This is a genomic window from Pseudomonas sp. YJ42, assembly GCF_047225135.1.
Taxonomy (GTDB): Bacteria; Pseudomonadota; Gammaproteobacteria; order Pseudomonadales; family Pseudomonadaceae; genus Stutzerimonas; species Stutzerimonas stutzeri_E.
Map to the genome: position 1 here is coordinate 998,674 of NZ_CP178378.1, position 24,570 is coordinate 1,023,243.

The 24,570-nt window shown below is 60.6% G+C and carries 23 protein-coding genes and 1 tRNA gene; 11 read left to right on the forward strand and 13 right to left on the reverse strand.

Going from position 1 to position 24,570, the window contains the following annotated elements:
* The first annotated feature begins 11 nt into the window (after positions 1-11).
* From ACL0K2_RS04320 to hemP, 10 genes are all read left to right on the forward strand, one after another.
* Positions 12-191: a hypothetical protein gene (locus ACL0K2_RS04320; RefSeq protein ID WP_413043880.1), complete on the forward strand. Its 180-nt coding sequence runs from the start codon at positions 12-14 to the stop codon at positions 189-191.
* Entirely contained in the window at positions 188-1,357 is a 1,170-nt protein-coding gene (gene trbL, locus ACL0K2_RS04325) for a P-type conjugative transfer protein TrbL (RefSeq protein ID WP_413043881.1), read from the forward strand. The genes ACL0K2_RS04320 and trbL overlap by 4 nt, the downstream gene beginning before the upstream one ends.
* A gap of 11 nt (positions 1,358-1,368) precedes the next feature.
* The gene (trbF, locus tag ACL0K2_RS04330; protein WP_413043882.1) at positions 1,369-2,076 is read left to right on the forward strand and encodes a conjugal transfer protein TrbF; all 708 of its coding nucleotides are present in this window, start codon (positions 1,369-1,371) and stop codon (positions 2,074-2,076) included.
* Entirely contained in the window at positions 2,073-3,056 is a 984-nt protein-coding gene (trbG, locus tag ACL0K2_RS04335; protein ID WP_413043883.1) for a P-type conjugative transfer protein TrbG, read from the forward strand. Before trbF ends, trbG begins: the two co-directional genes overlap by 4 nt.
* A gap of 2 nt (positions 3,057-3,058) precedes the next feature.
* A complete protein-coding gene (locus ACL0K2_RS04340; protein WP_413043884.1) occupies positions 3,059-4,267 on the forward strand; it encodes a TrbI/VirB10 family protein in 1,209 nt (402 codons plus the stop codon).
* 280 nt (positions 4,268-4,547) lie between these two features.
* Positions 4,548-6,464, forward strand: a complete 1,917-nt coding sequence (locus ACL0K2_RS04345; RefSeq protein WP_413043885.1) for a TonB-dependent receptor plug domain-containing protein — start codon at positions 4,548-4,550, stop codon at positions 6,462-6,464.
* Positions 6,464-10,414, forward strand: a complete 3,951-nt coding sequence (gene cobN / locus ACL0K2_RS04350; protein WP_413043886.1) for a cobaltochelatase subunit CobN — start codon at positions 6,464-6,466, stop codon at positions 10,412-10,414. Before ACL0K2_RS04345 ends, cobN begins: the two co-directional genes overlap by 1 nt.
* 13 nt (positions 10,415-10,427) lie before the next feature.
* Entirely contained in the window at positions 10,428-10,961 is a 534-nt protein-coding gene (locus tag ACL0K2_RS04355; RefSeq protein WP_413043887.1) for a MotA/TolQ/ExbB proton channel family protein, read from the forward strand.
* Entirely contained in the window at positions 10,961-11,275 is a 315-nt protein-coding gene (locus ACL0K2_RS04360; protein ID WP_413043888.1) for a DUF2149 domain-containing protein, read from the forward strand. The genes ACL0K2_RS04355 and ACL0K2_RS04360 overlap by 1 nt, the downstream gene beginning before the upstream one ends.
* A gap of 14 nt (positions 11,276-11,289) precedes the next feature.
* Positions 11,290-11,487, forward strand: a complete 198-nt coding sequence (gene hemP / locus ACL0K2_RS04365; protein WP_413043889.1) for a hemin uptake protein HemP — start codon at positions 11,290-11,292, stop codon at positions 11,485-11,487.
* 181 nt (positions 11,488-11,668) lie between these two features.
* On the opposite strand, the gene ACL0K2_RS04370 is transcribed toward hemP, so the two are convergent.
* The 4 genes from ACL0K2_RS04370 to ACL0K2_RS04385 form a co-directional block, all read right to left on the reverse strand.
* Entirely contained in the window at positions 11,669-11,908 is a 240-nt protein-coding gene (locus ACL0K2_RS04370; protein ID WP_413043890.1) for a type II toxin-antitoxin system RelB/DinJ family antitoxin, read from the reverse strand.
* Between the two features lie 132 nt (positions 11,909-12,040).
* On the reverse strand, positions 12,041-12,448 hold the full coding sequence (locus ACL0K2_RS04375; RefSeq protein ID WP_413043891.1) for a helix-turn-helix domain-containing protein: 408 nt from the start codon (positions 12,446-12,448) through the stop codon (positions 12,041-12,043).
* Positions 12,445-13,761: a type II toxin-antitoxin system HipA family toxin gene (locus tag ACL0K2_RS04380; protein ID WP_413043892.1), complete on the reverse strand. Its 1,317-nt coding sequence runs from the start codon at positions 13,759-13,761 to the stop codon at positions 12,445-12,447. Before ACL0K2_RS04380 ends, ACL0K2_RS04375 begins: the two co-directional genes overlap by 4 nt.
* Before the next feature lie 180 nt (positions 13,762-13,941).
* The gene (locus ACL0K2_RS04385; RefSeq protein ID WP_413043893.1) at positions 13,942-15,207 is read right to left on the reverse strand and encodes a hypothetical protein; all 1,266 of its coding nucleotides are present in this window, start codon (positions 15,205-15,207) and stop codon (positions 13,942-13,944) included.
* A gap of 419 nt (positions 15,208-15,626) precedes the next feature.
* Here ACL0K2_RS04385 and ACL0K2_RS04390 point away from each other — a divergent pair, with 419 nt between their 5' ends.
* The gene (locus ACL0K2_RS04390) at positions 15,627-16,826 is read left to right on the forward strand and encodes a tyrosine-type recombinase/integrase (RefSeq protein ID WP_413043894.1); all 1,200 of its coding nucleotides are present in this window, start codon (positions 15,627-15,629) and stop codon (positions 16,824-16,826) included.
* Between the two features lie 70 nt (positions 16,827-16,896).
* On the opposite strand, the gene ACL0K2_RS04395 is transcribed toward ACL0K2_RS04390, so the two are convergent.
* From ACL0K2_RS04395 to thrS, 9 genes are all read right to left on the reverse strand, one after another.
* Positions 16,897-16,973: transfer RNA gene (locus tag ACL0K2_RS04395), tRNA-Pro, on the reverse strand.
* Positions 16,974-17,054: 81 nt separating this feature from the next.
* Positions 17,055-17,411 carry a MerR family transcriptional regulator gene (locus tag ACL0K2_RS04400; RefSeq protein ID WP_025242142.1) on the reverse strand — a complete coding sequence of 119 codons (357 nt, stop codon included), beginning with the start codon at positions 17,409-17,411 and terminating at the stop codon, positions 17,055-17,057.
* Positions 17,392-17,694, reverse strand: coding sequence for an integration host factor subunit alpha (ihfA, locus tag ACL0K2_RS04405; protein ID WP_003282572.1), 303 nt, complete (start codon positions 17,692-17,694; stop codon positions 17,392-17,394). The genes ACL0K2_RS04400 and ihfA overlap by 20 nt, the downstream gene beginning before the upstream one ends.
* A gap of 3 nt (positions 17,695-17,697) precedes the next feature.
* A complete protein-coding gene (gene pheT / locus ACL0K2_RS04410; RefSeq protein ID WP_239610565.1) occupies positions 17,698-20,076 on the reverse strand; it encodes a phenylalanine--tRNA ligase subunit beta in 2,379 nt (792 codons plus the stop codon).
* Positions 20,077-20,112: 36 nt separating this feature from the next.
* Positions 20,113-21,129 (reverse strand): phenylalanine--tRNA ligase subunit alpha, encoded by a 1,017-nt coding sequence (gene pheS, locus ACL0K2_RS04415; RefSeq protein WP_073303920.1) that lies wholly within the window; start codon positions 21,127-21,129, stop codon positions 20,113-20,115.
* 167 nt (positions 21,130-21,296) lie between these two features.
* Positions 21,297-21,653, reverse strand: coding sequence for a 50S ribosomal protein L20 (gene rplT / locus ACL0K2_RS04420; protein ID WP_019339387.1), 357 nt, complete (start codon positions 21,651-21,653; stop codon positions 21,297-21,299).
* A 27-nt stretch (positions 21,654-21,680) separates the two neighbouring features.
* Entirely contained in the window at positions 21,681-21,875 is a 195-nt protein-coding gene (gene rpmI, locus ACL0K2_RS04425; RefSeq protein WP_019339386.1) for a 50S ribosomal protein L35, read from the reverse strand.
* A 62-nt stretch (positions 21,876-21,937) separates the two neighbouring features.
* Entirely contained in the window at positions 21,938-22,489 is a 552-nt protein-coding gene (infC, locus tag ACL0K2_RS04430; RefSeq protein WP_019339385.1) for a translation initiation factor IF-3, read from the reverse strand.
* Positions 22,489-24,411 (reverse strand): threonine--tRNA ligase, encoded by a 1,923-nt coding sequence (thrS, locus tag ACL0K2_RS04435; protein WP_413043895.1) that lies wholly within the window; start codon positions 24,409-24,411, stop codon positions 22,489-22,491. The genes infC and thrS overlap by 1 nt, the downstream gene beginning before the upstream one ends.
* Positions 24,412-24,570: the final 159 nt, after the last annotated feature.

Genomic DNA, 24,570 nt, shown 5'->3' on the forward strand with positions numbered 1-24,570 from the left:
TTGGAATCCTCATGACCATGGTCGTGACGCTCAGTGCCTGCGAGCGCCGTGTTGTTGAACCACAGGCCAACGCGCGCGCCCCACTGACACCTTCGCAGCGGTTTTTTGCAGGACAGGCTCTTCCGGGCGAATTTCTCACGTTGAAAGACTTGCCTCCCGTACCGGCAAGTTTCGATGAGTCGCAGCCATGAACGACGTCGGCGTGATCGATCGCTTCCTGGAGGTGTTCTCGCTGTACATCGATTCGGGCTTCGGCCTGCTGGGCACCGAGATCGCCTTTCTGTCAGCCACGCTCGTGGCGATCGACATGACCCTGGCAGGCCTACTCTGGGCAACCGCCGGCGACGACGTTATCGGCAAACTGCTCAGGAAGACGCTCTATGTGGGTGCCTTCGCCTTCATCATCGGCAACTTCAACTGGTTGGCCGAAAACATATTCAACTCATTTGCCGGACTCGGCCTACTGGCGTCCGGATCAGCGCTGACGCAGGAGCAGTTTCTCCAGCCGGGGCGGCTCGCCGCCATTGGCATCGAGGCCGGGCGCCCTTTGCTCGATCACATCGGCAGCCTTAGCGGTCTCACCAAGACGGTGAGCAACCTGGACAGCATCGTCGTGCTTTTCCTGGCCTGGCTGGTAGTACTGGCGAGCTTCTTCATCCTCTCGATCCAGCTCTTCGTCACCCTCATCGAATTCAAACTCACCACCCTTGCCGGCTTTGTTCTGGTGCCTTTTGCGCTCTGGAACAGAACCGCCTTTCTGGCCGAAAAAGTCCTCGGCAATGTGGTGTCCTCCGGCATAAAGATCTTGGTACTCGCCGTGATCGTGGGTATCGGCAGCGGCCTGTTCGGCGAATTTCTCGCCGCACCGGAAGAACCTTCGATCGACCATGCCCTGGCCACGATGCTGGCGGCGCTGTCCATGCTTGGACTGGGCATCTTCGGCCCTGGCATCGCCTCGGGGCTGGTCTCGGGCTCGCCTCAACTGGGCGCCGGCACCGCGGCAGGGACAGCGCTGGGTGCGGCCGGCATGGCAGCCGGTGCGGCAGCGATAACCACGGGTGTCGGTGGAGCCGCCATGGCTGGGGCGCGCTTGGCGTCACGCGGTGCGGGCCTGGCCTCCACGAGGTTGGCGAATCACGCCTCGGGAACAGCAGCGTCCGCCGGCACTGCAGCGGGTACCGGGGCCCAACTGCACGCGTCGGTAACACCGGACCCCACCCAGCCGGCCTGGGCCAGGCAACTGCAACGCCGACAGCGGCTCACCCAGGCGACCTCGACCATCGCTCATACGCTTCGTAGCGGTGACGCCAGCGGTTCCTCTGCCGGGCCGCGCCTCAACGATCCATCCGACGCTTGAAGGAGACAGGCATGCGTTTCAGACGTGCCAGGGTTCGCTATTCGGAAACACCGCCCCCCACCACACCCTACCAGGCCGCGGGCCAGCTCTGGGACGAACGCCTGGGATCGAGCCGAGTCCAGGCCAGAAATTGGCGCCTGATGGCGTTCGGCTGCCTGGGCCTGTCGCTGGTGATGGCGGCCGGCTTGGTCTGGCGCTCGGCACAGACCCTGGTGACGCCCTATGTGGTGGAGGTCGATAGCCAGGGGCAGGTTCGGGCAGTGGGTGAAGCGGCCAGTGACTATCACCCCACCGATGCGCAGATTGCCCACCACCTGGCACGCTTCATCAGCCTGGTGCGCGCCTTGGCCATCGATCCGGTGGTGGTAAGGAAGAACTGGCTTGAAGCCTACCAGTACACCACCGACCGGGGCGCCGCCACGCTCAATGAATACGCCCGCAACAACGACCCTTTCACCAGAGTCGGCAAGGAGTCGGTGACGGTCGAGGTCACCAGCGTGGTGCGCGCCAGTGATAGCTCCTTTCAAATCCGCTGGGATGAGCGCCGCTACATAAGCGGCGCGCCGGCCGGCGTGGAGCGCTGGACGGCCGTGCTCTCAATCGTGCTGCAACCGCCACGCACCGAGGAGAGGCTTCGCAGCAACCCCCTGGGCCTCTATGTAAACGGCCTGTCGTGGAGCCGTGAGTTCGACACTACGCAACGGGTCAAGCAGCCATGAAGACCACCGCCTACCTGTACGCCTGCCATCTGGTTTTCGCACTTCTGGCCGGTTGTGCCAGCCGGAGCGCTCCGCCACCGGTCGTGCCCCTGGACGAACCGGTACGGGCCCAGCGCCTGCCCGAAGCGCCCAAACCCATCGAGGTGGTGACGGTACCTCAGCCGCTGGCCCTACCCGCCCAGCTCAAGCCTCTTCCGGAGCACAGGCCTGTCCGTGAACCGGTCGACGAGCGTGCCCGGGTCACCGGTGCGAACCGCAATGCCCGTGTCGCACCCGACAACGAGGGTTTCCTCAACGCTATCCAGGTCTGGCCCTACTCCGAGGGTGCGCTGTACCAGGTCTATACCAGCCCTGGCCGGGTCACGGCCATCAATCTCCAGGCCGGCGAAGAACTGGTGACGGTCGCGGCCGGCGACACCGTACGCTGGATCGTGGCCGACACATCCAGCGGCAGCGGCGATGCATCGAGGGTCAGCGTGCTGGTGAAGCCCACCCGTCGAGATCTGAAGACCAACCTGCTCATTGCGACCACACGCCGAACCTACCTGATCGAGCTGACCTCGACCGAGCAGGCCTGGATGGCAGCGGCGTCCTGGGATTATCCGAAGGATCGTCTGCTGGCGCTGCAGCAACGCGCGGCCTCAGCACAGGCTGGCACACCGGTTGACACTGGGCTTAGCCTGGAACGGTTGCGCTTTCGCTACGCGATAAGCGGCGGAAACCCGCCATGGAAGCCGCTGCGAGCCTTTGATGACGGGCGCAAGGTGTATATCCAGTTCCCGGCCGGCATTGCCCAGGGCGAGCTTCCACCACTGTTCGTAATTGGCCCCGAGGGTGACGGCCAGTTGGTCAACTATCGCTTCCGCTCGCCCTACTACATCGTAGACCGTCTATTCGGAGCCGCCGAGCTGCGCCTGGGCACAAACCGAGGAGACGAGGTGCGGCTCGAGCGCACCGATGGTTTGGCGCGCCGGCCCTGAACATGAGCACATCCAATACCGACTCGAGCAAGGACCGCACGTCCTCCAAGATGGAGCCGGAGCCGCTGGCCCTGCGGGCGCGTCCCCGACGTGTCACCCGCCTCAATCCAAGGGCCTTGGCCGTGCTCGCAGGCGGGCTGGCCACTGCGGTGCTCAGTGCCTTGCTGTGGTCGCTGCAACCCCAGCAGCGCCGTCAGGGCGCGTCACCCGACGAGCTTTACAATGTTGAACGCATCACGCGCTCCGAGGCTCTTGAACAACTGCCATCCGACTACTCCCAGCTTCCTCCGCCAGAGGTGCCCCAGCTGGGTCCGCCACTGCCCGGCGACCTGGGTGGCGCAATGCTCAAGGCCGAGCAGCGAGCGCGATACGCGGGCGATCCGCCCGCCGGATCCGACCTCGCCGACGCCGACCGCCTGGCCAGGCTCAAGGAAGCCGAAGCCGCTGCGTTGTCTCCTGTGTTCTTTCGCTCGGTTGGCAAGGGGCAAAAAAGCGAGCCGGGCCTCGAGCATGGCCGGCCGCACGATATGAGTTCGGACAATGCTGTGCCGATGCAAAGGGAGGATTACGACGAAGCGCTTTCCCTTAAATCCCAAAATACCCAGATACGTAATTCCGGATTCGTGCAGATACCAGAATCGCCCTATCAGGTCATGGCCGGTACCGTGATCGCGGCAGCGCTGGTGACCGGAATCAAGTCGGACTTGCCAGGCGATGTCATCGCCACGGTGACCGAACCGGTCTACGACAGCGCGACGGGCGAGCATCAGTTGATCCCGCAAGGCTCGCGCCTGCTGGGTCGCTACAACAGCCAGGTCAGCTACGGACAGCGGCGCGTGCAGGTGGTATGGCAACGCGTTATCTTCCCGGACACCTCTTCGGTTCAACTGGATAACCTCGTGGGCACCGACGCCGCCGGCTACTCAGGCTTGGAAGATCGGGTCGACTGGCACTGGGACCGCATCGTCACGGGTGCGGCCATGACCAGCCTGCTGGATATCGGCGCCGAACTGGCGTCCCCTTCGAACCGCCGCGACGGCGACCGTATCATCATCGCCGGACGCGACAGCCTGCAGGACACGGTGAACCAGGTCGGCCAGGAGATGCCTCGACGCAATCTGGATATCAAGCCGACGCTGACGCAGCGCCCCGGGCTGCCCCTTCGAGTGATAGTCAATCGAGACCTCGTCCTGCAACCCTATCGACCGTGAGTCCGGCTAATGCGGCCCGTTGACGCATGACGGTAGCCGTCGCGCGGGAGACGCTCCCCTGTTTGTACGCCACTAGCAGCTCCAGGCCTTGCACAGCGGCACTTGGCCTACCCTCATGCGTGCATGGCGGGGGCCGCACGCCATCTGCGACACTCCTAGTCGCTTGATTGCATTCGCGAATGTTTCTCATTACGATAAGCGTCAGACACGGAAACAACTCTTAGCCAGCCAGGGCCATGGTACCCAAGCCAGCCATTCTCATTCTTATCAGGGGGTGGATATGCGCAGGCACGCGCTGGCAATGGCATGCATCATGGTTTCTCCGGCGGCTCTGGCCGCAGGCACGACCGAACTCGATCCGATGGTGGTGACCGCCACTCGAAGCGAACAGACGCTGGCCGACGCACCAGCGGCAGTAACGGTCATTACCGCCGAGCAGATCAAGGCCCGCGGCGCCACCAACCTGCTCGAAGCCCTGCGCGGCACGCCTGGCATCAGCCTCAACGGCCGTCAGGTCGGCGGCCGCAAAACCCTCAGCATCCGAGGCGCGGAAGACCGCCATACACTGGTTCTGATCGACGGTCGGCGCATCTCCTCTACAGACGACACCATCGGCCACTCCGACTACCAGTACGGTTGGGTCGGTATCGAGCAAGTTGAGCGCATCGAAGTAGTGCGTGGCCCGATGTCGGCGCTGTACGGTTCGGAGGCTATAGGCGGGGTCATCAACATCATCACCCGGCAGGCGCAGCGCGAATGGCACGGCGGGGTGACCCTGCGTGGCGAAATGGGCGATGGCGACACTGGTAACGGCCACCGGATGGCTGCACGCGCCTCCGGGCCGTTGGCCGAGGGGCTGAACCTGGCGCTGAGCGTCGAGGAAGTGCGCCGCGAATCCACGCCGTGGGAGCAGGATACGCGCGTCTCGGAGGTCGAAGGCCAGGATCGACAGACTGGCAGCCTGGGATTGAGCTACAGCCCAATCCAGGGCCAGACACTGAAATTAGACATGCTGCGCAGCGACGAAACTCGTGACCGCAATCAGCAATACGCCTACTCCACACGCCCCATCTACCTGGACACCTATGAGTTGGAACGCCGCCAGGATTCGCTGGCTTGGAGCGCCGACTGGACTGCGCTGCGATCGCAGCTGCGCTTCACCCGTTCGGAGTTCGACGTCACCAACAAGCGCACCCAGGATCTCGCGCCGACCCGCCCGCAATCAATTCGCGACGACATCTGGGATGCCAGCCTAGCTTTTCACCTCGGTGATAGCCATGCGTTGACCGTAGGCGGCGAGCACCGGGACGAGCGCCTGGACAACGCCGGCCTGATTGGGGGTTCCGATTCTGCAGTGCACAAAGCGGTGTTCATTCAGGACGAAATCGCCCTGACCGACGACTGGGCACTGACCCTCGGCGCGCGCATGGACGACCACGAGATCTTCGGCCGCGAAACCAGCCCGCGCGCATGGCTGGTCTGGCGTGCTACGTCGGAGCTGACCTTCAAGGCCGGCTACGGCGAAGCCTTCCGGGCACCGACCCTTAAGCAGATCTCACCCAACTACGTCGGCGCCGAAGGACCGCACACCTTCCTCGGTAACGCCGACATAAAGCCGGAAACCAGCCGTTCCTTCGAGCTGGGGGTGGACTGGCACGACGAGCGCAGCGCCTACACCGCCAACCTCTACCGAAATGAAATTGACGACCTGATCTACTACCGGATGCTGCGGCGCGAGCCGGGCATACCGCCACGCACCATCTACCAATACGACAACATAGAGGAGGCGCGCATCGAAGGCGTCGAGCTTTCGGCACGTCGCGAGCTGGCCTATGGCATTGCCCTGGGCACCACGCTGAACTGGATGGATGCGCGCAACGCCAAAACCGATGCCAAGCTCAACGGCAGACCGGAGTTCACGGCCACGCCGTCGCTGGAGTGGCAGGCCCGCAAGTGGAATGCCTTGCTGCAATGGGAATATATCGGCAAGCAGCACCTGGAAGGCACCAGCGGCCAGCAACGCGCGCCGGGCTACAGCTTGGTCAATGCCAGCCTTGGCTATGAGCTGCATAGCAACCTGATGCTGCGTGGCGGCGTGCAGAACATCGGTGACCTGCGCCTGGAGGACAAGTCCGAGCTGTTCGGCTACGTCGAACAGGGCCGCACCGGCTGGCTCGCCGTGGAGGCCAGTTTCTGATGCGCGAAATCTTCATGCTGGGCAAGACGCTGATGCTGTTGCTCTGCGGCCTACTGGTGCTGAGTCAATCCATGCGTATCCAGGCCGAGACGGTGCCGCCCAAGCGCCTGTTGTTCATCGCCGCTGCGCCGGTTCAGGCGGGCAAATTCGAGCGTCTGAAACCGCTGGCGGCCGAAGCTGGTTTCACTCTCGACTACCGCATGCTCGCCGGCGCCGCCACAACGCCGGGCAAGGCCGAGCTGGACAGCTACGACCTGTTGGTCATCGACGCGCCTTATGGCGCGGCGCTGGGCACCGTGCAGATGAGCTTGGGCCCGCTGCTCGATGCCGTGCAGGCGCCCTGGGCCTGGTTTCGCCGTGACGGCAGCCGTGGCCGTCAGTTACCTGAGGCGACGGTCGCCGAGCTGGATGTGTATTACAGCAACGGCGGCGTGTCGAATTTCAGCGGCTTCTTCTGCCGCTTACAGGCGCAGTTCAGCGGGACTGACGGGGCGGCCTGTCCGGCGCCAGACATTCATCCGCAGGCCGGCATCTACCATCCCGACGCGCAAGGCCGCACATTCGCTAGCCTTGGCGATTTCCTCGCCTGGAAGGGCGTTGCGCTGCCCCCCGAGGTGCCGCTGATCGGCGTGTTGTTCCACAAAGCCTATATGGATTCAGGGCTGACTGGTTTCGTCGACGACAGCCTACGCCGTATCGAGGCGGCCGGTGCGCTGGCCGTGCCGCTGTACACCTCGGCCATGGGCAACGGTGAGATCACCAGGTTGCTGAGCCACGATGGCGAGTCGCGTGCCGATGTACTGATCAACATGCAGATCATGCTCAACGGCGCCGGACGCAAGGAGGAGTTCGAACAGCTTGGCATCCCGGTGATACAAGCCATGCCCTACCGCGGCGGCGAGCAAGCGGACTGGGAAGCCGATCCCAAGGGCCTCGATGCACAGGACATACCTTTCTACCTGGCACAGCCGGAGTTCGCTGGATTGATCGACCCGCTGTTCGCCGCCGCCACACGCAAGGTCGACGGCGACATCGTGCCCATCGAGCGCCAGTCGCAGGCAGTGGTCGACAAAGCCATGCGTCTGGCGCGCCTGCAACGGCTACCGCACCAAGACGTCCGAACGGCTATCCAGTTCTACAACTACCCGCCCGGCGAGAAGAACCTCGGCGCCTCTTTCCTCAATGTGCCGCGCAGCCTCGAACGTCTACTCGGCGCCTATGCCGAGCGCGGCTACACCGTGGAGCAAGTTGACGAAGCGCGATTGATAAAAGAACTCACCGACCTGCTCGCCCCTTATTACCGCGACGGCCGGTTGGCGGAACTGCTGGCCAACGACCGTGCTGCATCATTGCCACTGCAAACCTATATGGCCTGGTTCGATGGCCTGCCTGAGTCGGTGCGCCAGCCCATCCTCGAGCGCTGGGGCGCGCCCCAAGATGCTGGGTTATTTCTGACCACAGAAGGCGCCTTCGTCATCCCTCGCCTGCGGCTGGGCAACCAGGTGATCATGCCGCAGCCACCGCGTGGCGAGCGTCTGGATGACCGCGAGAAGACGCTCTACCACGACACCAAGGTGCCGCCGTCACACAGCTACCTGGCGGCCTATCTGTGGCTGCGTGAAGGCTTCGCCGCCGATGCGCTGGTACATTTCGGCACCCATGGCTCTTCCGAATGGCAACCGGGCAAAGAGCGAGGGTTGGATGTGCTGGAGGCACCTTATCTGGTGCTCGGCGATCTGCCAGTGGTCTATCCCTATATCGTCGACAACATTGGCGAAGCGCTGCAGACCAAGCGTCGTGGCCGCGCGGTGACCATCAGCCACAACACCCCCTCGTTCGGTCCCGCGGGGCTGCATGGCCAACTCAATGAACTGCACGACCTGCTGCACCAATGGCTGAGCATGACCGAAGGCGAAGTGCGCAGCGCAACCGCAGCACGTATCCGGACGCTCACCAACGAATTAAAGATCGACAAGGACATAGCCATCGACCTGTCAGGCGTCGATGACTTCCAGGCTTTCGTCGACACCCTGCACGTGCAGTTGCACGACCTGGCGCTGGAGCAACAACCGTTGGGCCTGGCCCGTTTCGGTGTACCGCCCGAAAGCGACTTGCGCCTGCTCACCGTGCAGCAGATGCTCGGCAAGCCGCTGTTGGCGGCGCTGGCGCCGAACGACCCGGAGGAGCTGCTGCTGGTGGATTACGAACAGATCCGCTCTACCCCGGTGTGGACATTGCTGGACAGCCATGTTCGGCAGAACCAGGCTTGGACAGACGACCCCGCCATCGGCGAACTGCTGAAGCGCGGTCGCGCCTACTGGCAGAAGCTGGGTAATGACAGCGAGCTGGATGGTTTCTTCGCTGCCCTGAACGGCCGCCATGCGCCCAGCTCCTACGGCGGCGATCCGATCAAGAACCCCGACAGCCTGCCCACCGGGAGAAACCTGTACGGCTTTGATCCTTCGCGCATTCCGACGCGCGAGGCCTGGGAAGCCGGCAAGGTGGCCGCAGAGCGATTGATCGAGCAGCACCGGGCGCTACATGGCGACTATCCAAGCAAACTAGCCTTCACCCTCTGGTCGGTCGAAACCATGCGTCACTTCGGCATTCTCGAAGCACAGGTGCTAGCGGTAATGGGCTTCAAGCCGCAATGGGACGCCTCCGGGCGGGTGACCGGCATCGAGGCGATTCGCATTGCCGAGTTGGGCCGCCCACGTATCGACGCGGTGATCTCTGCCACCGGCCTGTACCGCGACCAGTTTCCCAGTGTCATGCACTGGCTGGCCCAGGCCGCGGACCAGGCCAGCGCGCTGGACGAGCCGAACAACCTGATCGCTGCCAACAGCCGACGCATCGAGCAGGCGCTGCTGGCGCGTGGGTTGGCTGCCGAGGACGCGTCGCTAGCAGCACGTACACGGATCTTCTCTTCGGAAACCGGCGCCTACAGCACCGGCCTGGAGGACGCCACACTGGCCAGTGACAGCTTCGGCGAAGCCGCCGAGGGCGGCCAGGACCGCGTAGCTGGCGAAGCCAAACTGGCCAACCTGTACCTGGAACGCATGCAGTTCGCCTACGGCCCGGACAGCGACCGCTGGGGCGAGAAAGCAACGGTGAATCTATATGCCGAGCAGCTGCGTGGCGTTCAGGGCGCGGTGCTTTCACGCTCGTCCAACCTCTACGGCATGCTCACGACCGATGATCCCTTCCAGTATCTCGGCGGTCTGGGCCTGGCGGTGCGCCATCTGGATGGCCAGTCGCCGGAGCTGTACATCAGCAACCTGCGCGACGCTGACAGTCCGCGCAGCGAAACCGCCGCAGGCTTCCTGTCGCGTGACCTGCGCGCTCGCTACTTCCACCCAGGCTGGATCAAGTCGATCCAGCAGGAAGGTTACAGCGGTGCCCTGGAAGTGCTGGGCTCCGCCAACAACCTCTGGGGCTGGCAGGTCACCGCGCCTGAGTCCGTGCGCAGCGATCAATGGGATGAGTTCAAGGCCGTCTATGTCGACGACAAGCTGGAACTGGGTATCAACGAGTGGTTCGAGCAGCACCACCCGCAAGCCCAGGCGCAGCTGATCGAACGTCTGCTGGAGGCGGCGCGCAAGGAGTACTGGAACACCGATGCCCAGACCCTGCAGCAGCTGGCCCAACGCTGGCAGGCACTGGCTGAGCAGCATGATGTGGTCAGCGACAACGCCAAGTTCAGCGAATACGTCGGACAGACCGCCGCCGGCTTCGGCCTCGCCTCACCCGTCAGCGATATCGCTGAAACGCAGCCCAGTGAACCGAGCGACGTGGCACCGACGCAGCAGGTTCAGGGCCAGAAGCTGGAGAAAAAACAGGCCCAGCCGCAGCCCTTCGACTGGTTGCCACTGGTGGCGTCGCTGCTGGTCGCACTGGCGCTGCTGGCCGGTATTTACCAACAGAGCCGGCGCCTGCCGGTCCGTACATGACCAGGGAGAATCCATGCAATACCTCGTCGAATCGGCGCTCTACAGCGCCAGCCAACTGTTCATGCTGCCGGTGCTGCTGGCTGTGATCCTGTTGTTTCTCTACGCCTTCTACGCGGTCGGCGGGTTCCTCTGGCAGTCGCGGCAGCGTCGCCGGGGTGATGCGCGCGGCTTCGACCTGCTGCACAGCTGGCGTCAGGCACCAGGCATGGGCTCTGTGGAGCTGGAGACTCTGGCCTTCAAGCGTCTGGAGGTTCCCCGAATCGTCACACGGGTAACGCCGATGCTCGGCCTGGTGGCCACCATGATTCCGATGGGCCCTGCGCTAAAAGGCCTTTCCAGTGGTCAGCTCGATCAGGTCAGCGACAACCTCACCGTCGCCTTCTCGGCAGTAATCCTCTCGTTACTGGCCGCCTCACTGACCTATTGGGTGGTCAATGTGCGCCGCCGCTGGTACGCCGAAGAATTGGTGCAGATAGAGCACGCGCAGCGCAACGGCAAGCGCGAAGTGGCAGGTGTCGCCCATGACCTGACGGCGGAGATTGCCTGATGGGCCTACGCCTACTAGAAGAAGCCGAGGCCGACGATCCGATCCTCTCGGTCGTCAACCTGATCGACGTTTTCCTGGTGATCATCGCCGCGCTATTGATCGCGGTGGCCAACAATCCGGTCAATCCATTTGCCAGCGACGACGACGTTACGGTGATCAAGAACGCCGGCAAGCCAAACATGGAGATCTACGTCAAGGAGGGCAAGACGATGGAGCATTACACCTCCACTGGCGACATCGGTCAGGGCGAAGGCGCTAAGGCCGGCGTGGCCTATCGTCTCAAGGATGGGTCGATGGTGTACGTACCAGAATGAGCAAGGAGCAAGGCATGACTTTACTGGATCGATACCTGTCCGACACCACACAAACACAGACGCAGCCGACAGGATCAGTCGCGATTCCGCCTCGTAGGCGCGTCTGCAGTGATCAGTTGCTTGGGGGATTAAGAGAGATGGTCATCGTCCATGACGGCTGTGAATACGTGTTGCGGCTCACGCGTCAGAACAAGCTCATCTTGACCAAATAAACCCGTAAACGGTGGGGCGCCCCCTCGGTTTGACGCCCCAGGAATTGGCGCCTCTGCTCGGCGGGGATCTCAGCGGGTCCTCGTCTCACTCTTGGTAGCGCTTGGTGGCCGATCATGAACCGACATGAACATCGAATATCACTTCATTCCATTCTTTAATACGCCCGCGTCAAACACCAAGCTATAGGTCATCCAGCGCTGCCTTCACGCGCTGGGGAGCTTCAAGACGCTCACGAACGGAGGCGATCAACGCTTCATCTTCCTCGGTCATCAGCACTGGACGAAATGGCAGCTGCCCGCGCTCGGCCACATACTGCAGGGTTTGGCGTAACAGCTCAGAAGGCGTGACGCCGAACTTTTCCAGCTCGTGATAAGCCCGGGTTTTTAACTCGTCGTAGATACGAATATTAATGGAAGCCATGGCTGCAGACACTTTGTACCCCGCTGCGCCCATATCGGCCGCGTTCCGCAGCGCTACATGGCTGGCGATGAAAGTCGAGCCGATACGAGGAAGACTCGAGCTGCCGACAGACCAGCCCCGGCGCTAGTCCGCCTATCTTCGCTCGCCGCCCTTGTCGAGCGGAGCGGCCGTAGCCCCTGCTCGCTGTTCGACGTGTTTGCGGCGCGGGTTGGCTCCGCGGGCCGGGCGGGCCACATCGGACTGCGGCTCACTCAGAGAAACTGACGAGGCGGGTATGCCCGCTGCGAGCCCCAGGCGAAGCCCGAATTTCCTCAGGATCGTCTCGATAGTGCCGAGGGTCGGGTTACCTTTATCGGTCTCTATCTGGTACAGGGCTTTGGTAGACAGGTTGCACATCGTGGCGAAAGTGGCCTGGTCGAAACCGGTCACCTCGAGGCGCAATCGGCGGATCGAGGTCCCAAGCGTCTCCCTTCCCAACGCATGGCCCTGCATGATGTCGTCGATAATCCGCTTGCGTTGCTCGTTATTGGGCGTGCTCATCTCAACCCCCATTCCGCCAGGCGCGTGTCCAGGCTGTTCAAGGGAACGGCCTGGGCTTGGCGCACCTCCGCGGGCAAATCGACCAACAGATCAGGCAACGCTCTGAATCTTTGCGCGGCCCAGCGGAGGCGCTCGAACAGCGTAGCCGGATCGGTAATGGCGCGGAAATAGTCGCAGATCGCTCTCCAGTCCGGGCTCCCCATGTGCTCTGGCCGCCACTTGGTCACCCGCGTCACGCCCCCGGGGTCCAGCACCATCGGTGCAAGGTCATACACGGGCGCCAGCTCGAATCTGCCGCGATACCGAAAAATCGCCATGTTGCGGCCGTGGTTGTCGGAGTTGCCGAGGATCCGATTCAACAGATCGCGCTGCAGATACTCGAAGACAAGCTCCTCGAGCTCGCCAACCTGGTCGTTGGATGTCCACAGCCCTATCAGCCGGCCCAGCACATCCTCATGGTTCATACTTGATCCTGGGACGGTATTTCCGCAGATCGAGTAAATCGACTCGACCGGGATTCTCTCGACCCCACCTTGATCGACTCGACGATCGAAGCGTGGCATCCACAGGCTAGGCTTCTCGGCTTCCTCGAGCACGAGGCCGTCGGTCGAGACCGTGTTCAAGCCAAGGGCCGAGACCGCCCGGTAGTAGTGATATTCGGAGCGGAGGATATTCTTGTCCCGCTCGGTTACCTGGTTGCGGGCGAACTTAACCAGCCAATGTCGTCTGGCCAGATCGTCTGATAGCATCGCGTCTGCATACAGCGCCCCGTCTACGCCTTCGACCATCAGCAGCTTCGGCGCCTCGCCCTGTGCACCGGTAGCGCCGCCCAGCGCAGCCCCCGACTCGTAGGCGTATTCGAGAAAATCGTTGGTCCTGTCCACGACATCGCGACGAGGAAAAGCTTCCCGGCGCGTCTGGTCTACGTGCTCGAAAGACTCTTTCACGCGCAGATGACCGATCGACGAAGACGTACAGCGGCTTAGCAGAAAGAAATCGAGATCGACTCCGTCGGGCTTCTCACCGCCGAAGCGCTTTTCCAGCGATCTTCGAGCGGCCCCGGCTGGCATCAGGTCGTAGACGAAGGCCGGATAGCCCTTGGCCTCGACCAGATTCCAGTTGACCGGCAGGTTAACGCTGATGGCCGGTTCGAGAAGCGAGTCCAGTTCTCCGATGAAGTCGACTAGATACGGCTGCAGGTAGGACATTGTGCATCTCGCCTCCCCCACGTGTCGGATGTCGGTGATCGAGAGCGCCAATGCATCTCGCCAGCGTCCCTCGACATGGGTCTGGATCGTGAGTTCTCCAACCATAGCCTGCCCAATCGTATAACCGGTACTGTAGTTCCGAATATACCGCAACCATGCCGATTAGTCAGTATTAAAATACCTAAACAAGCCGAAACCGAACAATAACAGGTACTATAGTGCCGACATAAGCCTCGACGGCCCGAGTCGACGCCAGTTCAGCCACAAGCGCTGCACGACGCGCACCTATCGCTCTTCAGGCGTTTTCCAGTCAAGCAGCGCTGCCAGAGGATCCGGCTCGCCGATCAATGAGCGAGCGCTGTCCAGCCGCTCGAGAAGCACATCGCGTGCATCATCGTTTCGCTGTCGCGCTTGCGCCTTTGCCGCTGCAAAGAATGAGTGAATACGCTGCGCTTCGCCCCAACTGGCAATGATCTGTAAGAGCTCATCCCGTGCGTCCTGCCTGGCCTTCTCACGCCATTGCCGCTCCCGCTCTTCCAAATAACGCTGCCATTGCGCTTCTTGCTCGCGGCGCCGGATTTGCTCGGCAAGTTCCACCTTCTCCACCCGTTGCGCCACCACGGGCGCCGCTGCGCGCACTTCGCGAACGATGACGTCGAGGCGCTTTCGCAAGTCGCCGGGCTTGCGCTCGCGCCAACTTTCGGACCAGTCGGCCAGCGGATAGGGAGAATAGGCCTGCAAACAGAACCGTCCCGTCGCGAAGACATGCTGGGTCGTCCAGGACCAGTGCGGCCATCCGTGCCGGGGCCGGTGTCGCTCGGCCTGCTCAAGCGGCAGGTACTCACCGTCGATGTAACGCGCCTCCTTCGTTTCCGTCAGCTCGAACAGCGTCAGGCCAATGGCAACAGTCCCAATGAAAACGACGGTTGGCTTCGATGGTGCCCACAACGAGGGATAGCGGTGCTCGGCCGTCTTGCCGGGCTTTTCGCGTACGTCCACCCCGACTCGATGGTAGGTCCTGTCCCCGGGTGACAAGCTGACCGGATGCCCTTTCTGCTCGAACCGTCGAAACAGTTCATCGAGCAGCGCAATTCCCTCGTCGAGCATCGGGCGGGTCACTACGAGATCGGCGAGGCGGCGCTTGGAGGGCTTGAGAAAACCCTGGTCGATTTCTTGCGCTTGCCCGAACACCTCCTTGACACCAGCGAGCACCGGGTGAGGTCCGGAACCGTTGCGAACCACGGCCTTGAGTCGACGCGCCCGCGCGGGCGCCTTTGGCAATGAACGAGGAGCATTGATATCGACTCGCTCGCCACGCCGCCACGACTCGCGCATTCCAGGTCCCAGCGCCGGCAACGGCGGCTGCGGGCTGGGTTTGCCGTGACTGAGCTTCGCCCAGTGCCCGCGCGGCGGTCGCGGTACCCCCATGCATTGGCAAACCCGTGCCATGAAGCTGGACGATACCCTATAGCGCTCGGCGACCCTGAGCATGGGTTCGCACCAGACCAGCTCGTACAGCGCCTCTCTACTAATCCGCTCGTCGTTCCTCACCTCTACCTCCAGCCAGTCAGCACCGCGTCTCCTACCGGGTACGCTCCAACATGCCCGAGCCGGTTGAGCGCATACAGCGTAACGCCCAGCATCTAGCCGATGGTGCCAACGGCACCCTGTCGTTTCGAGCAACCGGTGCCCAACGTCATGGCAAATTCCAGCAGCCCCACGCTAACGCCCCTTCCCCCTCGGATTCTGCGAGCCAATGCAGCCCCTGCGTACCTGGGCATGTGTCGCAGCGAGTTCAACAGGACCGTACGCCCCTTCATCCGGGAGTTTCCCATCGGCCTCCAGGGCATTGGCTTCGATCGTCTCGAGCTCGACGCCTGGGCAGACGCCTATATTGCCGAAGCCAGCATTGAAAAGAGCGGCGAGCAGAGGGAAGATCAGCCCTGCAGTAGGCGCCGTGGAGGACAACCATGGCGAAAAAACAAATCACGGGCCTGTACCTACGGAACGGTATCTGGCACATCGACAAGATCTTCAGAGGTCAGCGCCTTTATGAAAGCACTGGATCAGACGATCGGAAGGAGGCGGAACAGTACCTGATCCATCGCCTGGAGCAGCTGAGGCAACAGCACATCTACGGTGTTCGGCGGGTAAGAACATGGCGTGAGGCGGCTACGCGCTATCTGGTGGAGTACAAGGAGCAGCCATCCATAGGACTGACGGCGTTGTATCTCGAGCAGCTCGATCCCTACATTGGTGATCGACCGGTCGACCACATCGACGACGAGGCGCTCGCACCCTACGTGAAGGATAGGCTCGCCGGTCGCCTGCGCGGATCGCCCGAAAAAGGCAGAAGCGTGGCGCCGCGGACCATAAACATCGCGCTGGAGCGAGTCATACGGATCCTGAATCTCTGCGCCCGTAAATGGCGTGATGAAGCGAGGCGTCCCTGGCTCGATACCGTCCCGATGATTACGCGGCTGGACCTCAGGCGCTCGACGCGTCAGCCCCATCCGCTGTCGTGGGAGGAACAGAGCCTGCTGTTTGCAGAGCTGCCCGATCACCTGAAGAGGATGGCGCTCTACAAGGTCAACAGCGGCTCGCGGGAACAGGAAGTGGTCAAGCTGCGCTGGGATTGGGAAATCCCGGTACCGGAGCTCGGAACCAGCGTTTTCCTCATTCCTGCCGATTTCGGCGGGCGACACGATAACGCGGGCGTGAAGAATGGCGACGAGCGTCTGATCGTGCTGAACCGGGTCGCCAAGTCGGTCATCGAGGGGCAGCGAGGACTGGACCCGTTATGGGTGTTTCCCTATGGCCAGCCCGACAAGGATTTCAACGCCACCCCAATGCACCGCATGAACGACTCGGCGTGGCGAAAGGCAAGGAAACGGGCGGCCGCGATGTACGAGCAGCGCTTCAAGCGAACGGCACCGGCGGGTTTTGCGTCGATCCGCGTGCATGATCTCAAGCATACGTTCGGCCGCAGGCTTCGCGCCGCAGGCGTGACGGAGGAAGACAGAAAGGTCCTGCTGGGGCACAAGAACGGCAGCATCACCAGCCACTACTCGGCGGCCGAGCTGGGCAAGCTGATCGATGAGGCCAACAAGATATCGGCAACGGATTCGAGAGGACCGGCGCTGACGATACTGAGGAGGAAGGCAGGATGAAAAAATCCCGCAAAAGTCCCGCAACGAAAAAGGCCGGTGCTTTCGCACCGGCCTAAGTCGTTGATCTATTTGGTCGGGACGGAGTGATTCGAACACTCGACCCCTTGCACCCCATGCAAGTGCGCTACCAGGCTGCGCTACGCCCCGACGATGCTTTCAGCTCGGCTGGAAGCGGATCGAACTATACATTAAGCGACTGAATATGTGAAAGTTTTTTATGCCAAGTAGTTAGTTCTTGAGCACCTGAAGCACATCTTCAAGCTCGGTGATCATTTGTCGGATCAGTTGCTTGTACTGCGTTGTGTCCTCACGAGCCTCGTCACCGGACATCCGCTGCCGAGCGCCGCCGATCGTGAAGCCTTGCTCATATAGCAATGACCGAATCTGCCGGATCATTAGCACGTCCTGCCGCTGGTAATAGCGCCGATTACCGCGACGCTTCACAGGATTGAGTTGCGGAAACTCCTGCTCCCAATAACGCAGCACATGCGGTTTGACCGCACACAGCTCACTGACCTCACCGATGGTGAAGTAGCGTTTGCCAGGTATCGTTGGCAATTCGTCGTTATGACTTGGTTCCAGCATAGGCTTCGACTCTGGCTTTTAGTTTTTGCCCTGGCCGGAATGTCACGACACGACGCGCCGTGATCGGGATTTCCTCACCGGTTTTCGGGTTGCGCCCAGGGCGCTGTCGCTTATCGCGCAGATCGAAGTTGCCGAAACCGGACAACTTCACCTGCTCGTTATGCTCGAGCGCCTGTCGAATTTCCTCGAAAAACAGTTCGACCAGTTCCTTGGCCTCGCGCTTATTCAAGCCTAGCTCTTCATATAGACGTTCCGCCATTTCAGCTTTCGTCAGAGCCCCCATACGCTATTTCCTTAACGTGGCGTTGAACCTTTCTTCCAGGGAGGAGAGGATTTGCTGCATCGCACCACTCACCTCATCGTCGTTTAGAGTGCGCGAAGGGTGTTGCCAGGTCAAGCCGACTGCCACACTTTTGCTAAGAGGATCAATACCTTTACCCTGATAGACATCAAATAGCTTGAGGTCTGTCAGGTTCTCGCCTGCGGCCCTACGAATGCATAGCAACACATCGTCAGCCGGAACTTCACGTGCCACCAGAATCGCCAGGTCGCGACGCACTTCAGGGAAGCGGGATAGCTCACTGAAACGCGGTAGCCGGCCCTCGCTGATTTCTGCGACCAGCAGCTCGAACAGATAGACGGGCTGATCGATACCCAGCGTGGCGGCCAGTTCAGGATGAAGACTTCCGATATAGCCGACCAGACGCCCTTCCCGCTCGATTCGAGCAGTCTGTCCAGGATGTAAAGCAGGATGCTCGGCGGCGGAAAAGCGATAGGAGACAGAGTCACCGGCATACCCGAGTAAGGCTTCTACGTCGGCTTTCATGTCATAGAAGTCAGCTGCGGCTCTATCGTTGCCCCAACCCTCCGGCAAACGGCTGCCGGTGATGACACCTGCCAACATCGGCTCCTGCTTCAACTCGCCAAGCTGACCGACAAAACGTAGGCCGCTCTCGAACAGACGCACCCGCGTCTGTTGCCGGTTCAGGTTGTATTGCAATGCCTTGATCAACCCTGGCCATAGCGTCGCGCGCATCGCCGCCATGTCCGAGGAAATCGGGTTGGCCAATTGCAGCGGCTCGACACCAGGGCTAAACAGCTCGAACATTTTCGGATCGATGAAGCTGTAGGTGATCGCTTCCTGGTAGCCACGGGCAACCAGCAAGCGACGCAGAGCGGGCAACTCGGCTCGGGATTCAGGGTTGGCTTCGGGGGCCAGACGTGCCTGGGGATAACGCACCGGTAAGCGGTCGTAACCATACAGACGGCCCAATTCCTCGATCAGATCTACTTCGAGGCTGATATCGAATCGGTGGCTGGGCACGCTGACTTCCCAAGACTCATCTCCCAGCTCAGCAACACCCAGACCCAGCGCTGACAATAGCGAGACGACCTGATCGCCCGCCATGCTTAACCCCAGCATCTGTTCTATCCGATCCTTGCGCAACAGAACCGGTGCAACGCGGGGGAGATCGGCTTCGCTAGCGACTTCGATTACGGGCCCGGCGCTGCCGCCGACTATCTCCAGCAGCAGCACAGTAGCCCGCTCCATGGCCCTACGGGCCAGCTGGGAATCAACCCCTCGCTCGTAGCGATGCGAGGCGTCGGTATGTAGACCATAGGAGCGCGCCTTGCCGGCAAGGGCAATGGTGTCGAAGAAGGCACTCTCCAGGAACAGATCCTGTGTCGCGGCACTCACACCGCTGTGCTCACCCCCCATGACCCCAGCAATCGCGAGGGCACGCTGGTGGTCGGCGATGACCAAGGTATCGCTGCGCAGAGTCACTTCCTGCCCATCAAGCAGGACGAGTTTCTCCTGATCCTCAGCCATCCGAACCCTGATCCCTCCTTGAATCTCGGCTAGGTCGAATGCGTGCAGCGGCTGCCCAAGTTCAAGCATCACGTAGTTGGTGACATCTACCACCGCATCAATACTGCGGATATCGGAACGACGCAACCGCTCGACCATCCACAGCGGAGTGGGTCGCGACAGGTCCACATTACGAATCACGCGTCCGAGGTAGCGCGGACAAGCTGTGGGCGCCAACACCTCTACGGGACGTACCTCATCGTGGCTCGCAGCCACCGGAACGATATCGACTGGAGCGACCTTCGCGCCGTAGATGGCGCCTACCTCACGCGCAAGCCCCGCGATAGAGAGGCAGTCGCCACGGTTTGGCGTCAAGCCTATCTCGATGCTCGCATCATCCAGGCCGAGATACACTCGAAGATCGCTACCAACGGGGGCATCACCAGCCAGCTCCATCAGTCCACTGTCGTCTGTACCAACCTGCAACTCGGTTTCCGAGCAGAGCATGCCGTTGGATTCGACGCCGCGAAGCTTCGCTTTCTTGATCTTGAAGTCGCCCGGCAGCTGCGCGCCGATCAGCGCAAAAGGAATCTTCAGCCCCTGGCGCACATTGGGCGCACCACAGACTACCTGAAAGGTTTCGCTGCCGTTGCTGACCTGGCAGACGCGCAGCTTGTCCGCATCCGGATGTTGCTCGGTGCTCAGCACCTCGCCCACGATAACGCCACTGAACTCACCAGCCACGGGGGTGACCGCATCCACTTCGAGGCCTACCATCGACAGCCGCGCTACCAGTTCCTCACGGGAAACTTGCGGATTGACCCACGTACGCAACCACTGCTCGCTGAATTTCATCCTGCTCTCCTAGTATTTCTTTGACTGGACTCTGGCCTAGCGGAATTGCGCCAGGAACCTCAGGTCGTTATCGAAGAACAGGCGTAAGTCGTTGACGCCATAACGCAGCATGGCAAGCCGCTCGGCTCCCATACCGAAAGCGAAACCCTGATATTTCTCCGGATCGATACCGGACATGCGCAGCACATTCGGATGCACCATGCCGCAGCCCATCACCTCGAGCCAACCGGTCTGTTTGCAGACGCGACATCCCTTTCCGCTGCACATGACGCACTGCATGTCCACTTCGGCCGACGGCTCGGTGAACGGAAAGAACGAGGGCCGGAAACGGACGCCCAGCGGCTTTTCGAAGAACACCCGTAAGAACTGCTCGATTGTGCCCTTCAGATCCGCAAAGCTAATGCCCTCATCGACGAGCAAGCCTTCGACCTGATGAAACATAGGCGAATGGGTGATATCCGAGTCGCATCGGTAAACACGCCCCGGACAAACAATGCGGATAGGCGGCTGCTGCGACTCCATCGTGCGCACCTGAACCGGCGAGGTATGGGTACGCAACAGCATGTTGGCGTTGAAATAGAAGGTGTCGTGCATCGCCCGGGCTGGATGATGGCCGGGGATATTGAGCGCTTCGAAGTTATGGTAGTCGTCTTCGACCTCAGGGCCCTCGGCAACGCTATAGCCGATGTGGCTGAAGAACTGTTCGATCCGCTCGAGTGTTCGCGTCACCGGATGCAGTCCACCGGAGGCCTCTCCCCGTCCTGGCAATGTCACATCGATCCGCTCGGCGGCGAGCTTGGCGCTCAGCGCAGCTTGCTCAAGATCCGCCTTCTTGGCATTCAACTCATCCTGAACGCGGCTCTTCGCCGCATTGATGAGCGCACCGGCCTTGGGGCGCTCATCCGCAGACAGTTTGCCCAGCGTCTGCATGACTTGGGTCAGCTCGCCTTTCTTGCCGAGATACTGAACCCGGATTTGCTCCAGGGCGTTGATGTCTTGACTATGTTGCACCGCCTCAAGCGCTTGCGAGACCAGTGCATCCAGGTTTTCCATGTACAACCTCCAGAGGTTCTTGCAGAACCGCACCAGACGATCAGCACTCAGGCTGTACGCGAGGTGCATTTTTGCAAATGCCCCTTCAGATACGAAATAGGGGAAGAGCACAAGGCTCTTCCCCTATCGGTGACGCTACGAATCCGAAGATTCGATTGTCGATGGGCTTAGGCCAGAGAAGCTTTGGCTTTTTCGACAATGGCAGCAAAAGCTGCTTTTTCGTTCACTGCCAACTCGGCCAGAACCTTACGGTCGATCTCGATAGCCGCTTTTTTCAGGCCAGCGATGAAACGGCTGTAGGACAGACCATTTACACGAGCGCCGGCGTTGATACGAGCGATCCAAAGAGCGCGGAACTGACGCTTCCGCTGACGGCGGTCACGGTAGGCATATTGGCCAGCCTTGATCACCGCCTGCTTGGCAACACGGAACACACGCGAACGAGCGCCGTAGTAGCCTTTGGCGAGTTTCAGAATTTTCTTGTGACGGCGACGAGCGACGACGCCACGCTTAACACGAGCCATGAGTTATTCCTCTGAGTCTTGACCGAATTAACGAACGCGCAGCATGCGCTCTACTTTTGCGTTGTCAGACGGGTGCATCAGAGATGTACCACGCAGCTGACGCTTACGCTTGGTAGACATTTTGGTCAGGATGTGGCTCTTGAAAGCGTGTTTGTGCTTGTAGCCATTCGCCGTCTTCTTGAAGCGCTTCGCAGCGCCACTTTTAGTCTTCATCTTTGGCATGTTCGGTACTCCACAGTGTGGGTGATTTCAAATAACCGCAAGGCCTGCCAGTGCCCTGGTGGTTACTTTTTCTTCTTGGGAGCGATGACCATGATCAGCTGGCGTCCTTCCATCTTTGGATGCTGTTCGACCGAACCGTATTCAGCCAGATCACCTTCGACCCGCTTCAACAGTTCCATCCCCAGCTCCTGATGCGCCATCTCACGACCGCGGAATCTCAACGAAACCTTGGCCCTGTCCCCGTCACTCAGGAAACGTACCAAGTTGCGTAGCTTGACCTGGTAGTCCCCTTCTTCCGTCCCTGGACGAAACTTTACTTCTTTAACCTGGATCTGCTTCTGGTTCTTCTTCGCCGCAGCGACCTGCTTCTTCTTCTCGAACAGGTGCTTGCCGTAATCCATGATCCGGCAAACGGGAGGAACCGCATCGGCGGAAATCTCCACCAGATCCAATTTGGCTTCTTCAGCTATACGAAGCGCTTCATCAATCGAGACGATGCCAACCTGCTCGCCATCAGCACCAATCAAACGGACCTCACGAGCCGAGATATTCTCGTTGATCGGGGCCTTGGGTGCAGCTCGTTTATCCTGTCTCATTTCACGCTTAATAGTCATTACTCCAATTCTTGGCGACCACGCCGGGAAACCGCTTGTGTCAGCAGCTGCGCGAAGTCATCCAGGGGCATGGAGCCCAGATCGACGCCTTCACGGGTGCGCACAGCAACGGCTCGTGTCTCTACTTCCCTGTCTCCGATAACCAGAAGATAGGGAACCTTGAGCAAGGTATGCTCGCGGATTTTAAAGCCGATCTTTTCGTTTCTCAAGTCGGACTTGGCACGGAAGCCGCTTTGGTTAAGCGTTTTCTCCACTTCCAGTGCGAAATCAGCCTGCTTGTCGGTGATATTCATCACCACGGCCTGAGTTGGAGCCAGCCAGGCAGGGAAAGCGCCTTCGTAATGCTCGATGAGAATTCCGATGAATCGCTCGAACGAGCCAAGAATGGCACGATGCAGCATGACCGGATGCTGGCGGTCATTATTCTCGCTGACGTACTCGGCACCCAGGCGAATCGGCAGATTGAAATCAAGCTGCAGCGTTCCGCACTGCCATACGCGCCCCAGGCAATCCTTCAGCGAAAACTCGATCTTCGGCCCGTAGAACGCGCCTTCACCTGGCTGCAAGTCATAAGGCAGTCCAGCGCTATCCAGCGCAGCAGCGAGCGCCGCCTCGGCGCGATCCCACAGCTCATCGGAGCCAACTCGCTTTTCTGGCCGGGTCGACAGCTTCAATTCAATGTTGTCGAAACCGAAATCCGCGTACACCGCCTGGGTCAGCTTGATAAACGCAGCGGACTCGGACTGCATCTGCTCTTCTGTACAGAAGATATGCGCATCATCCTGAGTAAAGCCACGCACTCGCATGATGCCGTGCAAAGCACCGGAAGGCTCGTTGCGGTGGCACGCCCCGAATTCGGCAAGGCGAAGTGGCAGTTCGCGATAACTTTTCAGCCCTTGGTTATAAACTTGCACGTGACAAGGGCAGTTCATCGGCTTGATCGCGTAGTCGCGACTTTCCGACTCGGTCGTGAACATGTTTTCGGCGTAGTTCGCCCAGTGTCCGGACTTTTCCCACAGGCTGCGATCAACGACCTGCGGAGTCCGAATCTCCTGATAGCCATTTTCGCGCTGCACGCCGCGCATGTACTGCTCGAGCACCTGATACAGAGTCCAGCCATTCGGGTGCCAGAAGACCATCCCCGGTGCTTCTTCTTGGGTATGGAACAGATCCAGGCGCTTGCCGATCTTGCGGTGGTCGCGCTTCTCGGCCTCTTCAATTCGCTGGATGTAGGCGGCAAGCTGCTTCTTGTCCGCCCACGCGGTACCGTAGATGCGTTGCAGCTGCTCGTTCTTCGCATCGCCACGCCAATAGGCACCAGACAACTTGGTCAACTTGAAGGACTTGAGGAACCGGGTATTCGGCACGTGCGGGCCACGGCACATGTCGACATATTCTTCGTGGTAGTACAGCCCCATTGCCTGCTCGTCCGGCATATCCTCGACTAGGCGCAGCTTGTAATCCTCACCGCGCGACCGGAATACCTCGATCACGTCAGCACGCGGCGTGACCTTTTTGATCACGTCGTATTCAGTATCGATCAGTTCTTTCATTCGCTGCTCGATCGCAGCCATATCATCCGGCGTAAACGGCCGCTCGAAGGCGATATCGTAATAAAAGCCCTCTGCGATCACCGGCCCAATCACCATCTTGGCAGACGGATATAGCTGCTTGACCGCATGCCCAACCAGGTGCGCACAGGAGTGACGAATGATCTCCAGACCCTCTTCATCCTTAGGCGTGATGATCTGCAGGCTCGCGTCGCGCTCGATCAGATCACAAGCATCAACCAATCGACCGTCTACTTTGCCCGCCAGAGTAGCCTTGGCGAGACCTGCGCCAATTGATTGAGCCACCTCAGCGACGGAAACGGGATTATCGAAAGAACGCTGACTGCCGTCAGGAAGAGTAATGATGGGCATGGCGCCTCCTCTCCTAGTGGTGACCCCTACCAAAGGCCACGTGGGTTGGGATGAGCCAGGAAAGCGATCCATCGAATAACCTGCCGCACGGTGGCAGGAGCACTAAAGCTGATCGATCCGGATCGAAGTCACTGGAAATATATGGAGCACGGATGCTTT

Excerpts from the sequence above, each read along its gene's own strand:
- ACL0K2_RS04320 (WP_413043880.1), top strand. The coding sequence starts at position 12 with ATGACCATGGTCGTGACGCTCAGTGCCTGCGAGCGCCGTGTTGTTGAA.
- trbL (WP_413043881.1), top strand. The coding sequence starts at position 188 with ATGAACGACGTCGGCGTGATCGATCGCTTCCTGGAGGTGTTCTCGCTG.
- trbF (WP_413043882.1), top strand. The coding sequence starts at position 1,369 with ATGCGTTTCAGACGTGCCAGGGTTCGCTATTCGGAAACACCGCCCCCC.
- trbG (WP_413043883.1), top strand. The coding sequence starts at position 2,073 with ATGAAGACCACCGCCTACCTGTACGCCTGCCATCTGGTTTTCGCACTT.
- ACL0K2_RS04340 (WP_413043884.1), top strand. The coding sequence starts at position 3,059 with ATGAGCACATCCAATACCGACTCGAGCAAGGACCGCACGTCCTCCAAG.
- ACL0K2_RS04345 (WP_413043885.1), top strand. The coding sequence starts at position 4,548 with ATGCGCAGGCACGCGCTGGCAATGGCATGCATCATGGTTTCTCCGGCG.
- cobN (WP_413043886.1), top strand. The coding sequence starts at position 6,464 with ATGCGCGAAATCTTCATGCTGGGCAAGACGCTGATGCTGTTGCTCTGC.
- ACL0K2_RS04355 (WP_413043887.1), top strand. The coding sequence starts at position 10,428 with ATGCAATACCTCGTCGAATCGGCGCTCTACAGCGCCAGCCAACTGTTC.
- ACL0K2_RS04360 (WP_413043888.1), top strand. The coding sequence starts at position 10,961 with ATGGGCCTACGCCTACTAGAAGAAGCCGAGGCCGACGATCCGATCCTC.
- hemP (WP_413043889.1), top strand. The coding sequence starts at position 11,290 with ATGACTTTACTGGATCGATACCTGTCCGACACCACACAAACACAGACG.
- ACL0K2_RS04370 (WP_413043890.1), bottom strand. The coding sequence starts at position 11,908 with ATGGCTTCCATTAATATTCGTATCTACGACGAGTTAAAAACCCGGGCT.
- ACL0K2_RS04375 (WP_413043891.1), bottom strand. The coding sequence starts at position 12,448 with ATGAGCACGCCCAATAACGAGCAACGCAAGCGGATTATCGACGACATC.
- ACL0K2_RS04380 (WP_413043892.1), bottom strand. The coding sequence starts at position 13,761 with ATGGTTGGAGAACTCACGATCCAGACCCATGTCGAGGGACGCTGGCGA.
- ACL0K2_RS04390 (WP_413043894.1), top strand. The coding sequence starts at position 15,627 with ATGGCGAAAAAACAAATCACGGGCCTGTACCTACGGAACGGTATCTGG.
- ACL0K2_RS04400 (WP_025242142.1), bottom strand. The coding sequence starts at position 17,411 with ATGCTGGAACCAAGTCATAACGACGAATTGCCAACGATACCTGGCAAA.
- ihfA (WP_003282572.1), bottom strand. The coding sequence starts at position 17,694 with ATGGGGGCTCTGACGAAAGCTGAAATGGCGGAACGTCTATATGAAGAG.
- pheT (WP_239610565.1), bottom strand. The coding sequence starts at position 20,076 with ATGAAATTCAGCGAGCAGTGGTTGCGTACGTGGGTCAATCCGCAAGTT.
- pheS (WP_073303920.1), bottom strand. The coding sequence starts at position 21,129 with ATGGAAAACCTGGATGCACTGGTCTCGCAAGCGCTTGAGGCGGTGCAA.
- rplT (WP_019339387.1), bottom strand. The coding sequence starts at position 21,653 with ATGGCTCGTGTTAAGCGTGGCGTCGTCGCTCGTCGCCGTCACAAGAAA.
- rpmI (WP_019339386.1), bottom strand. The coding sequence starts at position 21,875 with ATGCCAAAGATGAAGACTAAAAGTGGCGCTGCGAAGCGCTTCAAGAAG.
- infC (WP_019339385.1), bottom strand. The coding sequence starts at position 22,489 with ATGACTATTAAGCGTGAAATGAGACAGGATAAACGAGCTGCACCCAAG.
- thrS (WP_413043895.1), bottom strand. The coding sequence starts at position 24,411 with ATGCCCATCATTACTCTTCCTGACGGCAGTCAGCGTTCTTTCGATAAT.